7 protein-coding genes are annotated in these 14,265 nt (G+C 40.5%); 5 read left to right on the top strand and 2 right to left on the bottom strand.

What is annotated here, in order from left to right; all coding sequences use genetic code 11:
- Position 1: 1 nt before the first annotated feature.
- Positions 2–2,158, bottom strand: coding sequence for a methyl-accepting chemotaxis protein (locus FIU87_RS15935; RefSeq protein ID WP_152445498.1), 2,157 nt, complete (start codon positions 2,156–2,158; stop codon positions 2–4).
- Positions 2,159–2,374: 216 nt separating this feature from the next.
- Here FIU87_RS15935 and FIU87_RS15930 point away from each other — a divergent pair, with 216 nt between their 5' ends.
- Positions 2,375–3,388, top strand: a complete 1,014-nt coding sequence (locus tag FIU87_RS15930; protein ID WP_152445497.1) for a PTS sugar transporter subunit IIC — start codon at positions 2,375–2,377, stop codon at positions 3,386–3,388.
- A gap of 4 nt (positions 3,389–3,392) precedes the next feature.
- Complete coding sequence (locus tag FIU87_RS15925; RefSeq protein WP_152445496.1) at positions 3,393–3,707, top strand: thioredoxin family protein; 315 nt, start codon at positions 3,393–3,395, stop codon at positions 3,705–3,707.
- A 283-nt stretch (positions 3,708–3,990) separates the two neighbouring features.
- Here FIU87_RS15925 and FIU87_RS15920 read toward each other — a convergent pair whose 3' ends face one another.
- Positions 3,991–8,397: a S8 family peptidase gene (locus FIU87_RS15920; RefSeq protein WP_152445495.1), complete on the bottom strand. Its 4,407-nt coding sequence runs from the start codon at positions 8,395–8,397 to the stop codon at positions 3,991–3,993.
- Between the two features lie 662 nt (positions 8,398–9,059).
- On the opposite strand from FIU87_RS15920, the gene FIU87_RS15915 reads away from it, so the two are divergent.
- The 3 genes from FIU87_RS15915 (at position 9,060) to FIU87_RS15905 (ending at position 13,931) form a co-directional block, all read left to right on the top strand.
- A complete protein-coding gene (locus tag FIU87_RS15915; protein ID WP_172971172.1) occupies positions 9,060–9,860 on the top strand; it encodes a DUF1444 domain-containing protein in 801 nt (266 codons plus the stop codon).
- Between the two features lie 158 nt (positions 9,861–10,018).
- On the top strand, positions 10,019–12,520 hold the full coding sequence (locus FIU87_RS15910) for a DNA translocase FtsK (RefSeq protein WP_253905444.1): 2,502 nt from the start codon (positions 10,019–10,021) through the stop codon (positions 12,518–12,520).
- 325 nt (positions 12,521–12,845) lie between these two features.
- Positions 12,846–13,931 (top strand): nicotinate phosphoribosyltransferase, encoded by a 1,086-nt coding sequence (locus tag FIU87_RS15905; RefSeq protein ID WP_152445493.1) that lies wholly within the window; start codon positions 12,846–12,848, stop codon positions 13,929–13,931.
- Positions 13,932–14,265: the final 334 nt, after the last annotated feature.

The following is a 14,265-nucleotide window of genomic DNA, read 5'->3' as shown; positions in this document are numbered from 1 at the left end:
TTTATTTCTTTTTTTCCTGATCTTCAAAGGATTCTTGTTCTTCTAAACCAATAGCGGCTTCTTCATAAGCATTTCTTTCATCATTCGGATAGTCTGTGAGACTGCTTTCTTCAGTCAGGCTTTCGTTTTCCATTTCTGTTTCTTCCTTCTCTAATTCCAGAGAGGTTTCTTCAAGGTTATCTTCTTCGACAATAAATTGGCTTACTTCTTCTTGAAGCTCTGTAGCAATATTGGAAAGCGAAATGGCGGCTTCATTTACCTGTTCAATAGCGACGATTTGATGCTCACTTGATGCACTAACCTGTTCAGAAGTAGCCGCTGCTTGTTCTGAGATGTAATGTACGTCTGATAGTTTTTCTTCCAATTGTTTGTTTGAGCTGGTTACTTGGATGATGGCATCTTGGACATCTGCTACTCTATTATTGATCTCAAGAACATTTCCTGCAATGTTTTCAAAGGATGTTTTTGTTTTATCGACAGATTGTTGCTGAAGATCACGGTACTCGTTAAATTGAAGCGCGTCCTCAGAGAGCTTGCTCATTTGTGATCCCATTTCAGTTACCAATTTTTTAATCGACAGTGCTTCATGCTTAGAACGTTCAGCAAGTTTTCTTACTTCTTGGGCAACAACTGCAAAGCCGCGACCTGCCTCACCAGCTCTTGCTGATTCAATGGCAGCATTGAGGGCTAGCAAATCAGTATTCTCGGCAATTTCCTGAATGGTTGCAACGATAGAATGAATTTGCTGTGATTGTTTCGTTGCCTGCTGCACACGTTCTGTCAAATGATTGGCAAGCTCTAGGAATTGTTCTGAAGATTGATGAAGATCTTTGACTACCGTTAATCCATCTTCTCCCATTATCCTAGTGTTGTCGGCTTTCGTTTTAATGGTCAAGCTTAACTGCTGAGCAAGCTCAACGGCATCTTTTACTTTTTTCAGAATATCGGTACTTTCATCTAAATGTAAGGCTTGTTCACTGGAGCCAATGGCCACTTGTTTAATGGCTTCATTTACTTCTGTTGATTGTGCAGTGGTTTCTTCAGATATAGCAGCTAGGTTTTGAGAAGAAGCTTGCAACTTGTCTGTTGCGTCCATCACCTTTAAAAGAGAAATCTGCATCTTTTCTGCCATATAGTTGAAGGTAACTGCCAAGTCTGCCATTTCATCTTTCGTAGAAATTGGCACGCGATACGCAAAGTTTCCTTCTCCAATCTTTGTTGCTCCATCTTTTAAAGACCGAATAGACGAGGCGATTTTTCGATTTAAGAAATATCCAGTTGTGCTCAAGAATATGAGTAGAAGCACACTAATAATCAGCGTTAAAAGCATGATAGTTTGAAGCTTAGAGTTGGATTCTGCTTGAAGATTAGCTTGCAGCTCAGTTACAGAACTTTCTACTTGATTGACACTTTCCTCCACTTCTGTACTAATGGTACCGAAATTTCTCACGAAACCATAAGAAGCATTGTAATTATTATATAAAGACTCCATTGCTTGCACATAAGGATTGTAGAGATCTATCAGCCCGCTTTTTTGAGAATCCGTTAATTCCGATTCCTCTATTTGTGTTTTGAAAAGTTTGGCTGTTTTCTCAAAATCACGGTATCTTGCATCCTGTTTTGTAGCGAGATATTGTTGTTCAAAAAGGCGAAGATTTAAAATGGTATTGTTTAAATCCTCATCACTCGAACCTCTCACATTGATTACAAGATTTTTCACATGACTATTCAATTGCCCTTGAAGACCTGTAAATTCTGTGTATCCAATTTCTTTATAAAGTTCTTCAAGTGGGACATACTCATTTAAGTAGTTGGAGGCTGCTGTTTCTATTTGGCTAAATTGGCTGACCAATTCTTCGTATTCAGCAAACTCACTTTGCAGGTCTTTTGATTCCTCCATAATTTTTGCTAAATTTTCTTTTATAACAGTCGATGATTCATCACTAGGAATTCGCAAAAATTCTTGTTCATTTTTTCTTGTATCCGAAAATAAGAACTTTATTTCTTTGCTTCCATTCACAGCTTCATACAATGCAGCTTCCTGTTCTTTGGCATTTGACTGTGTAAGATAAAAGAAAAAATTAAATAAAAGCACAATAACAAGTCCAATAATGGCTGCTAACAAAATAAATCTAACTCTACCCCTGATTGTTTTCATAGGACCCCCCCTAAAAAGCGAAAAACGTTCGAATTTTGTATAATTTACTAAAAATCTGACATTTTAAGTTATTATAGACATAATTCTACATGTTTCTCAATAAAGTTTTTACAAATTTTTCTCCAGATAAAAGAATCTACTAGTATATATCGTCTATTTTTCGCTATTATTAAATTGTAAACGCGACAAAATTTTAAAGAAGAAAGAGAGAGGATTATGAAAGCTTTTTTTGAAAAAAAAGGTGTTTCTTTATCGTTAAAGGTGTATCTAATAGATGGTTTGAGTTATATGGCATTAGGTCTTTTTTCTTCCCTTATTATTGGTCTGATTATAAAAACATTGGGAGACCAGCTAGGCTTTGCCTTTTTTACAGATATGGGAATTCTTGCGATGGGGCTAATGGGACCAGCAATAGGTGCAGCAGTTGCCTATGGCTTAAAGGCCCCGCCACTGGTTCTTTTTGCGACAGTCATTGCTGGGGCAGCGGGTGCACAGCTTGGAGGACCTGCAGGTAGTTTTGTAGCTGCGCTTTTCGCAACAGAGATTGGGAAACTCGTCTCAAAAGAAACGAAGATAGATATTCTTGTGACTCCGTTTGTTACTATTTTTGTTGGTTTTTTGGTTGCTACGTTTATTGGTCCACCGATTAATACTGGAATGAATTCTCTGGGCTCTATCATTATGTGGGCTACGGAGCAACAGCCAATAATCATGGGAATCTTGGTAGCTGTTTTAATGGGATGGGCGTTAACAGCTCCCATTTCAAGTGCGGCGATTGCCATGATGCTCGGGCTAGAAGGAGTTGCTGCAGGTGCTGCTACTATTGGATGTGCAGCCCAAATGGTTGGGTTTGCAGTGAGTAGCTATCGTGAAAACAAAGTATCTGGATTGTTAGCTTTAGGAATAGGGACATCGATGCTACAAGTGCCAAATGTGATAAGAAACCCATGGATTATTGTCCCTCCAACAGTTGCAGGAGTTTTGTTTGCTCCGCTTGGTACCACTCTGTTTCAAATGACCAATGTGAAGGAAGGAGCAGGTATGGGAACTAGTGGATTTGTCGGGCAAATTATGACCTTTGCCGCTATGGGTTTCTCTGTTTCTGTTTTGCTGAAAATCTTATTGCTTCACATTGTTGGGCCTGCTGTGGTAAGTTTAGCGATATCGGAATGGTTAAGAAAAAAATCACTTATCAAAGCTGGCGATATGAAAATAAATATTGGAGGTTAGGGTAATGGAAAAATTACAATCTTTGGAGCAATTTGAGGCATTGAAAGCAGAAGGGAATGTAGTGTTTATGTTCTCTGCGGACTGGTGTCCGGACTGTCGTGTTATCGAGCCTGTGTTGCCTGAAATTATGGAAAAGTTTAAAGAGTACACATTCATTTATGTGGACAGAGATAAATTCATTGACCTTTGTGCAGAATTGAGTGTCTTCGGAATTCCTAGCTTTGTTGGCTATCGAAATGGTGAAGAGGCAGGAAGATTTGTAAGCAAGGATCGTAAAACACAAGATGAAATTGAGGCGTTTGTTGCGTCACTTGGTTAATTTTTGTTTTTGGGAAAGCCGGTCATCTGTGGGGTGGCTGGTTTTTTTTGTGGTGATTTTTGGTGGAGTGGGGGAAAAGGGAGGCGATTGCGAAATTTGTGGTTTTGTGTCGAATGGCCTTTATCTTGCCTCAAGTGGACGATAAAATGAAAAAGTCGCTCATAAAATCAAAAGTTTGACGATAAATTAATTCCACTCCCATAAATGCAAGGTCCACCACATCAACACCCAAAAAAAAACAGGCAATCACCCGAAAGTGACTGCCCCTTCACAAAAACTCTACTTAGTTTTTCTTCTTTTTTGGCTTTTTAGGCTTCTTTTTCCCTTTTCCATTATCCTCTTCTGGTTCATTAATATACAGTTTCCCATCTGCGATAGCGCGCGTTACATTTTCAAAGTCATCGACTACCTTTACTTCAATTTCCGCTCCACTTGCGACCACGCTTGAAGTGGCCGTCCAGTAACCAACATAGTAACCAGGAGATTGTTCCATTAAAGGAAGCTCAACAGCGTTACTTACATTGTAATTCACATCGTTTCCTTGCATCATGGTCGCTGTATTTGTCAGCGGCATGCGGATGGAGAATGTTGCACGTAAGTCTTCTTCACTATTAAACTCAATCTTCACTGATTCACCGGCACGTAAATGCTTATCCTCTGTTGGTTGAAGATTAGAAATTTCTGGTGCGTTATATTTAGCATAAATCGTCACATTTTCACGCACTCGATTTCCTGCTAAATCTACTGCCACAACGCGAATGTTATTTTCCCCATTCTCAAGCATGACACGGTGAGAATAAGTGCCATCCGTTACCGTTGCTTTTTGACCATTAACTTTTACAAACTTAAGGTTTGCATCTGCAACCGTTCCAGTAACCGTTACTGTTTCACGATTGGTTTTGGATTTATCAGCTGGGCTTGTAATCGCAAGCTCAGGAGCGTCTTGATCAAGGACAATGGTTACTGGAACAGATTCCTCAGTTTCGCCAGTTTCTGTTGAAGATTTAGCAGTTAGGACGTTTTCGCCTTCACCAAGCTCAATGTCTACTGTAAATGTTCCTTCGTCCGTGGCTGTAGCAGTGGCAACTTCCTCTCCATTGTTTAACACATGAACGGTTGTAGTAGGAGACGCGTTCCCTTCTACTGTGACTGAAGATTCATTTGTGTAAGAACCATCAGCAGGAGAAGTGATTGTTGGTGGTGTTACTTCAAAGTTCACAAGTGCTCGGATCATATAGTTGCCTTCTTCTTCTGGAGATGGTGACCATGCTCCGCCAACGTATTGCCAGCTGCGTCCAGCAAATTCTCCATCTTCATCCGTTCCAAGACCAGGTGTATTCGGGTTAGGGTGAGACTGGATGTAAACCATATAGAAGTCTTGTTCTACAATGATCCCATGTGCAGCCAAATCAACAGTTGTCCATTCTCCTGTACGAAGTGCCGTTCCGTCAAATGGACCAGCAAGCTTCGAACCAGGTGCTCCGTCTGTGCCAGTAGCATCCCAAACCTCTACTTGAAAGTCTGTTCCACCAGGATCTGGCCATGATGTATCCCAGAAGCGGAACAATCCGCCAGTGACGAGGGCACTATTTTGACCTTCTGGTAGCGACATTTTCACTGCCCACCCGTTACCTGCGTCAAAGAAGGCACGTGCATTTTCAGCGGTACCATCGTCATATCCTAGTTCACCTGGATATCCAATGAATGGGCGTAATTCAAGGTCAAGCTCGGTAGTTTCATCCCCAGTAATGCTAACTTCTACATTTTCGCTGTAATACGAAGGCGCCATCACACGAAGCGTGTAGTCTCCTTCATATGCTGTGATGGAGAAGTTTCCATTTTCATCTGTAGTAACAGGAGCAATGGCCGCATCTTCGACTAACATTAAGGTTGCGTTTGACACAGGCTCACCTGTTGCGCTGTTAAGGACCGTACCTGTTAATGTCCCTTGTGCGATTTCTTCTAGCACAAAGTTTGCAACTGCTTCCCCGTCTGGTGCAATTTCCACTGTTTGCTCAGCTGGGTGGAACCCATAAGCTTCTGCTTTTACCGTAAATGTTCCTGCTGCATGTAAAAGCTCATATTGCCCATTTGCAGGGTTCGTGTTTGCAGAGCGGTTTGTTTCTACAACGGTAACTTGTGCATGTAATGGGAGGACCGCTGGATTTACATCCTCTGTCACTGCTTCTGCTTTTTCAGGAGTGGCAATAGGATGAATTTTATCCGGATTTACTTTCTCTTCTTTTACTGCTACTTTCTCTTCTTTTTCCACTTCCAATTGAGTGGAAGCAGACTCACTCGCATTAGATTCAGCAGATAATGCGACATCATCAAGATACCAGCCTGATCGAACAACACTTCCATCTGTTGTTACGTTAAAGCCGATGTAGATACGTTGACCAGCGTACTCTGATAAGTCTACTTCTCTTGCCGTCCAGTTTTCGCTGATTCCGTCAAAGCGGAGAAGCTGTGTCCAGTTTTCTTGGTCAGTGGAAACAAATACATGAGCAAAGTCATACCGTGTTTCAAGGTTGAACCAGTTCATGAATTGTAAATATGCTGCACTATCAGCTGGCAGGTCGATAGGAGGCATCACAAGAGTCATGTTTGCACGGTTTCCGTAGTTGCCTTCTAGGTTAGTAGCATATACTTTTTCACCAGAGTTGGCACCGTTTGGCCCACTTGTAGGGGCCCCCCATTGCCAAGTATTCTCTGCACCAAAGGAGTACCAACCAATTGGGTCTGTTTCAAAATCGGTAGAGTATCCAATGGTGATTCCTGGTTGAACGCTTACTTCATACGTATCTGTGGATACATCATTTCCACCAAAGTCCACTATGCGCCAGCGATACGATACAGAAGGCTCTGCAATGTCGTCGCCAGGTATAGTTGCAGTGTAAGTTGCATCATTGTAAGATCCAGAAGCACGCTCTGCGTCAAGGTTTACCCAATCACCAGTAGTGTTTTGGTATTGAAGGGTGACAGACGAGATACTCACGTTGTCTTGAACATGAATGCTTAATGGAAGACTCATGCCAGAATAAGTTTCTGCTGGAGCAGAATGTTCATACGTAGGAGCATCGTTATCTTCACCGTCTTTCGCTACTTGCCCTTTTATTTTTCCTAGCCCGGAGATAATGGAGGATACTGCATCAAACGCATTGATGATTCCATGTCCATATCCGTTGTTTGGAGATTCAGGGAAGTTTGTATCCGTTCTTGGAGTTGCAGTTGTCATTAAAATTTCTTCAATGTCAGCAACGGTTAAGTTAGCGTTAACCTGCTTTAATAGTGCTACAACCCCAGCCACATGCGGACTTGCCATCGAGGTTCCACTTGCAGCACCATAGCTGCTTCCAGGAAAGGAAGATCGAATACCAACGCCTGGTGCAGAAACTTCGGGCTTCGTTTCATCATAAGGAGAAGGACCTTGCAAAGAAAAGCTAGCCAGATTCATGTTTACATCGGTTGCCCCTGTTGCAAAGGACTCTGGATAGTTACCAGGTGTGGATACAGATCCAGGACCGCCTGGGTTTCCGATTCTTGTATTTCCAGCTGCAAAAGCAGGGAAGATGTCAGCAGCAACCCAAGCTTGCACCATCGGACGATACCACTCGTCTAATCCAGGTCCACCACCCCAAGAGTTGTTGACAACATCTGGCGCCATCGCTGGATTAGGTGTTCCGTTTGCATCTTTTGGAGCAAGTATCCATTCCCCAGCTGCTAGTAAGGCTACATCGGTCCCGCCTGAAGGGGTAAATGCTTTAACACCGATCCATTTAGCACCAGGTGCAACTCCAACCTGGTTCGATCCATTAGGCTCAGAACCAACCATCGTACCAGTTACGTGCGTTCCATGTCCGTCATCATCATATGGAGTAGATTGGTTTGCTGGGGTAGCATCAAACCAGTTGTACTCATGACTTGCACTACCATTTCCTGCATTGTAGCCGCGATATTTTTCCATTAATGCTGGATGATCCCACTGCACACCAGTATCAATGCTGGCCACCACAGTTCCTTGACCATCCACACCCATTTCCCAAGCCTGTGGAGCACCAATTTGGGCTACACCCCACTCGATATTTGCAAGTCCAGCAGCTGGTTTTTCCTCCACTGCAACTCCAGTGGTGTTAGCTGCTTCTGCTGAAGGGTCTAGCTGACGTGTTTCATTTGGTAATAGTTTTTCAATTTCAGGGAATTTCGCAAGTTCTTCCATTACTTCTTTTGTAGCTGTAACGGCCATCCCGTTTACTACATAGAAGGACTGGATGTCTTTTGCTTTCCCTTCTGCTTGTACCTTTTCAAGATATTCTTTTACATTTCCCTGCGTTTCAATGGCAGTTGCCCTTAATTCGGAGACAACAGCGTTGCGTTTCATAAGTTTTTGTTGACCTGCAGAGGCTTTTTGGATTTTCGCTGACTTTTCAGCTTTGGCCGCTACTGCCAGCGTATCCACTTGGTCCTTAAATTTAATTAGGAATGTAACTTTTTCATCATTCTTACTAAATTGTGTAGTTAATCTTTCAGGTATTTTATTTGCCATCACTTCTTTTGATTCCCCTAAAGAGATGGATGCTTTTTTTCCTTGTGCTGCTGCATTTTGCGGAATAAAGCTTGGGACGATCAGTAACAAACACATAATGATACTAAACACTTTAGCAAAATTACGATTTCTTTTCCTGGTCATTTCATATCCCCCTTTAAAATAAATGTCAAAAAACCGATGAACGCTCCCCCTTTCGTTAAAGTTCCTCTACTAAACTAGTAGGTATTTAACTTATGTAAGGATATCTCGGTGACAAGTTCAGATTAATAAAGCGTGTAGAAGAATGATGTCGAAATTGACAGAAAAGTATCAGAAAATTCAAAAAATAATCCAATAGATTCAGACATAAATTTTCATCTAGTCTTTTGGTAGAGGTTGGATAATAAATAGTAAAACAAAGTAATAATGTTAAAAAATTCTATTTATAAGCAAGGATAGAGGATATATTTACCATTAATAACGTACAAAAAAATAGATGGGAGGAAATTCCCATTACTGACTTTAAAACAAGTAATCCAAATAAAAACATGTGTTTGTACCTAGAGACTGTATTCCTAAAAGAATAAAGGAGGTAAAGAGGACGGTTGTTTTTTATCAAAAAAAGGAGAATGGTCAGTGCTTAAGAAGGTATCGGAAAAAAGTACAGGAGAAATATCCTAGTTGGAGACAAATGTTTGTGGATAGCCTTGGAGATATTTGTCAAGCTTAGGATACAAGAATCTCGACTATTACACTCTTTTGTCGTTTTGTTGTACAATAAAGATTGATTAATACAGAGAAAGGAATTGTTTCTCATGGAAAATATGACAGTACTGAAAATGAAACGCATTCTAGAAGAAAAGCTTTCCCATCCTAACTGGACGTTGACATATGATCGCGATAAAGAGTCCTTAAGAATAGAAGATAAAGATACGCATAAAGGTATTACTATTGCTCTTCAAGGGGTAGTTTCTAAATATGAACAAACAAATGACATAAAGGCTGTCGATGAGTATGTATATTACATCAAAGAGGCTTTAACGAGCATGAAGATGCCTATTCGGTTAAACGGAGCGGAGAGGCTTATTTATCCTGTGATTAGGTCCACGTCGTTTCCAAAAGCAAGCAACGATATTCCGCTTGTATATGATGAGCATACTGCAGAAACTCGAATTTACTATGCAGTAGACCTTGGAAAATCATATAAGCTAATTGATGAAAAGCTCTTAGAAAGGGAAGGACTTTCTAAAAATACAGTTAAAGAAATGGCAATGTTTAATGTTCGGTCTCTTACTGAAAATGTAAAAGAAGATCATGTTGCCGGGAACATATTCTATTTTGTTCGTTCCAACGATGGCTATGATGCTAGCAGAATTCTTAATGATTCATTTCTTGATTCTTTTAAAAAGAAAATTACCGGATCTATGACCGTAGCAGTCCCACACCAAGATGTGTTAATTATCGCTGACATTCAGAATGAAGTCGGTTATGACATATTGGCTGAATTAACAATGAGCTTCTTCGTAAATGGAAAAATTCCTATAACCGCATTATCCTTTCTATATGAAGAAGGGGAGCTTGAGCCAATCTTTATTTTAGGAAAAGATAATAAAAAGCAGCAATAAAGGGCTGGCAAAAAAAAGCCCAAAGTTTCGAATTATCTTCTAAAGTACTTGAACATGTAAGTAGGACAACCTTATGATACCACTAGTTTTCTAGTGGTTTTTTGCAACCAGTCTGATTTAGAGCAAAAAGCTAAAAAGGTAGAAAGAGTGTGATAGCGGTGAATTGGATAAAAAAACTGTTTAATCAGATTGAGGGAGAAGAAAAAGTCATAGAGCTTAAAAGGGAGCAGGAAAGAGGAACAAGTGGTAAGGATCCTCATGCTAAAGTTGCTTATCAATATCCTACAGGGAAATTCCGTTTTCCTCTCATCCCAGATGAAGAGCAACAAAGGCAGCAAGCTAGACGAACAAAAAGGGAAAAAGCACAGCGAAGTCCAGAGCCGGATGTTACTTTAAATGACGAAGAAAAAAAGGAAAACAACATAAATGAAGATCCTCCACAGAAAAAAGATGAGGGTGCAAAATGGCAAAAGGAAAAAAAGTTTGAAAAGGTTACAAAAGTAGACAGTCAGCCCTTTCATCCAACAGAGGTACCATCGCCAATTTATGGAAATAATCCTCGTCCGCCAAAGAAACTAGAGGGTTATGTGCCTGAAATTGAACTAACAGAAGAATTTGAATTTGCACGAACAGAACGAGATGACACAAGCTCGCAAGAAGAAGTAATGGTAAATGAAGAAGTAATGGATATATCTCCTTTAGAGGAGAAAGCGGAGATATCCGATATTCAACCGGATGAAACTGATGTTCAAGAAGAAGTTGTTATACAGGGAGAAGCTGTAATACAAGAAGAAGCTGTAATACAAGAAGAAGCTGTAATACAAGAAGATGCTGTAATACAAGAAGAAGCTGTAATACAAGAAGAAGCTGTTATACGGGAAGAAGCTGTAATACAAGAAGAACCTGTTATACAGGAAGAAGCTGTAATACAAGAAGAACCGATGAAACAAGACGAATCTATTAATCAGGAAGGCTATCTTTCCGCCAAAGAAGCAGCAGCTACTGCAGAAACAGACATCAAACAAGAACAAAATGAAAAGCCAAAAAGAAAACGACAGCATGTTCCGTTTAATGTAATAATGCTGAAGCAAGATAAACGTTCCCTAGAGCAGAGAAGGCAAAGAGATTCACAGCTTTCGCAAACATCTGATTACTCTCAAAAACAACCTAGCGCAAAGGTACAAAATATTCAAGAGCCAGTAGAGCATCTAGAAGAACAAGTGTCGTTGGATGGAGAACCACAACCCTATTATCAAACACCACCTCTTCACTTTTTAACATTACCACCGCAGCATTCCGAGAATGATCAGGAATGGGTATTGGAACAAAAGAGGCTTCTTGATGAAACACTTCACCATTTTAAAGTAGGTGCGAGAGTGGTGAAAGCAACGCAAGGACCATCTGTCACACAATTTGAGGTGCAGCCAGAACCAGGGGTGAAAGTGAATAAAATTACGAACCTTAGTGATGATATAAAACTAAGCTTGTCTGCAAGAGATATTCGGATGGAGGCGCCGATACCAGGGAAGAACACCATTGGGATAGAAGTGCCTAACCGAGTAAGTAAGCCAGTTTTTATCCGTGAAATAATTCAGGATCCAATGTTTATCCAACATAGTTCTCCACTTACCGTTGCTATGGGACTTGATATTTCAGGTAAGCCGGTTGTGCTTGATTTGCAAAAAATGCCACATGGATTAATTGCAGGTGCCACAGGATCTGGTAAGAGTGTGTGTGTCAATTCCATCATTATGAGTTTGCTATATAAAAGTACACCAGATGAAGTTAAGCTACTATTGATTGATCCTAAAATGGTAGAGCTGACGCCATACAATCATATTCCTCATCTTGTGAGCCCTGTGATTACAGATGTCAAAGCAGCCACCGCCGCATTAAAATGGGCAGTGGAGGAGATGGAGAGAAGGTATGAACTTTTCGTTCATGCCGGAGTTAGAGATATCACCAAATTTAATGAGCTTGCTAAAAAGCATCACCAAGAAACGCTCCCTTATATGGTCATCATCATAGATGAACTGGCTGATTTAATGATGGTAGCACCAAGCGATGTGGAAGAAGCGATATGCCGTATCGCCCAAAAAGCTCGTGCTTGTGGTATGCATCTGTTAATTGCCACACAGCGACCATCAGTAGATGTCATCACAGGGCTAATTAAAGCAAACATTCCTACACGTATTGCTTTTTCCGTTTCATCCCAAGTGGATTCTCGAACCATTATTGATATTGGGGGAGCTGAGAGATTACTAGGAAGAGGAGATATGTTGCTGCTCGAAAACGGAGCCCCCAAGCCGATTAGAGTGCAAGGGAACTTTGTAGCCGATGAGGAAATTGAAAGAGCTGTTGCACATGTCAGGCAGGAACAAAAGCCAAACTATCTTTTTGAACAAAGTGAGCTGTTAAAAGAAAACACAAGCAATGAGGAAGACGAATTGTTTGTGGAAGCCTGTCAATTTGTCATTGAACAAGGTGGTGCTTCTACCTCTAGCTTACAAAGAAAATTTCGGATAGGCTATAATCGTGCAGCCCGCCTAATGGAAATGATGGAGAACCAAGGTGTCATCTCCGCATCAAAGGGAAGCAAACCAAGGGATGTACTCGTCTCAGAAGAAGACTTCATGGAATGGAAGGATTCTGACTATTGAGCCTAGTATCAGGAAATGTTGTAAATGGATAGATTCTTCTATTATTATAAATACTAGAAAGCAACTAATGCATATTGTTATTAAAGGATTCATTTTTTTAGATGATGGTGGAAAGTGAGTAGTTTCTAGCTGTTGATTGAGCAAAAGACGTAGACGCTTCTCTGGAATGAAGCGGTAATCTTGAGACCCAACAGGCGAAGCCGAGGAGTCTCAAGGTCGCCTCGCGGAAAGCCTACCCTTTGGCGGAAATCAATAGCTGCATATAACAAAGCTTTAAATGAAAATAATAACTGGTTATACAGGGCTATAAGGAGCTTTATGTAGAATGAAAGAAATTGAATTGAAACTACAAGGGAAAATTAATAGGCTGACAAACAATACCTTCAAGTTTGATGAACGTGTAAAAGAAGGCTGGTTTTCAGCTGTCTATTTTTTAAAAACAAGGGAAATCGTAAAAGAATTTAAGCCAGACAATATTGTTACCATGCAATTTTTTCAAAAGGACCATGCGGTTTTGTGTGGGACAGATGAAGTAATAGCCTTAATAAAAGCCTTTGCTGATAATCCCGATGAACTTGAAATTTATTCATTAAAAGATGGAGATAAAATTGCGCCATTTGAAACGGTGATGACCATTACAGGTCCTTATCAGAGCTTTGGTTACCTTGAAGGAGTAATTGATGGCATACTGGCCAGAAGAACATCCGTTGCTACGAATGTCTATAATGTCGTGAAAGCAGCGGGGCAAAAGCCTGTTATTTTTATGGGAGATCGAGATGATCACTATACACAGCAGGCCGGAGATGGTTATGCAGCTCATATTGGAGGTTCTACTGCACAAGCCACTCATGCTATGAATGAATGGTGGGGAAAAAAAGGGATGGGTACGATGCCTCACGCATTAATCCAGCTTTTCAATGGAGATGTAGTGGAAGCATCCAAAGCATATCATTCCAAATTCCCTGAGGATGACCTGGTAGTGTTAGTTGATTACAATAATGATGTCATAACGGATGCCCTGCGTGTTGCAAGAGAATTTGGTGACAAACTAAAGGGTGTTCGTGTGGACACTTCCCGGACGATGATTGATCAATATTTTATTCGTAACCAGGATGTGTTAGGAACCTTTGATCCAAGGGGCGTAAATGCTCCACTTGTGTTTGCACTTCGTGAGGCCCTTGATAAAGAAGGCTACCAGCATGTGAAAATTGTGGTAAGTGGAGGCTTCAGTGAGCAGCGAATTAAAGAGTTTGAGGAACAAAATGTCCCAGTTAATATTTATGGAGTTGGCGGAAGCTTATTGAAAATTCATATTGGTTTTACAGGAGACAATGTAGTGCTCAATGGTGAATTGCAAGCCAAGGCTGGCAGAAGATACAGATTTAACGAACGACTTGAAAAGGTAGAGTAGGAACGTATATACATTATAAAAAGATGGGAAACTGATAGTACTTTTCCTGCTATCAGTTTTTCTTTTTGCCTTGTTTATCTTCTCATGAGGTGGAGGAAAACACGGATAAATGCTATAATAGGTCGATGCATGCAAATAGTGCATGAAAGAGAAAAGTACATATGGTTTGTATGTAGGTAATTAGGGGAATTAGCAATTTTAGACGCATATCATATAATGGCAATATCAAATTATGATAGGGCGATGACTGACACAAAATAACTATAAAAACATTCGTTTATCCTAATATTTAGTGGAAGAAGCCGAATGTTTTAGAGATAAATGTTGGAGGTTT

Source organism: Bacillus sp. THAF10 (genome assembly GCF_009363695.1).
Classification (GTDB): domain Bacteria; phylum Bacillota; class Bacilli; order Bacillales; family Bacillaceae_I; genus Sutcliffiella_A.
The sequence above is the reverse complement of the archived record's forward strand: the minus strand, read 5'-3'. Positions and strand labels throughout refer to the sequence as shown.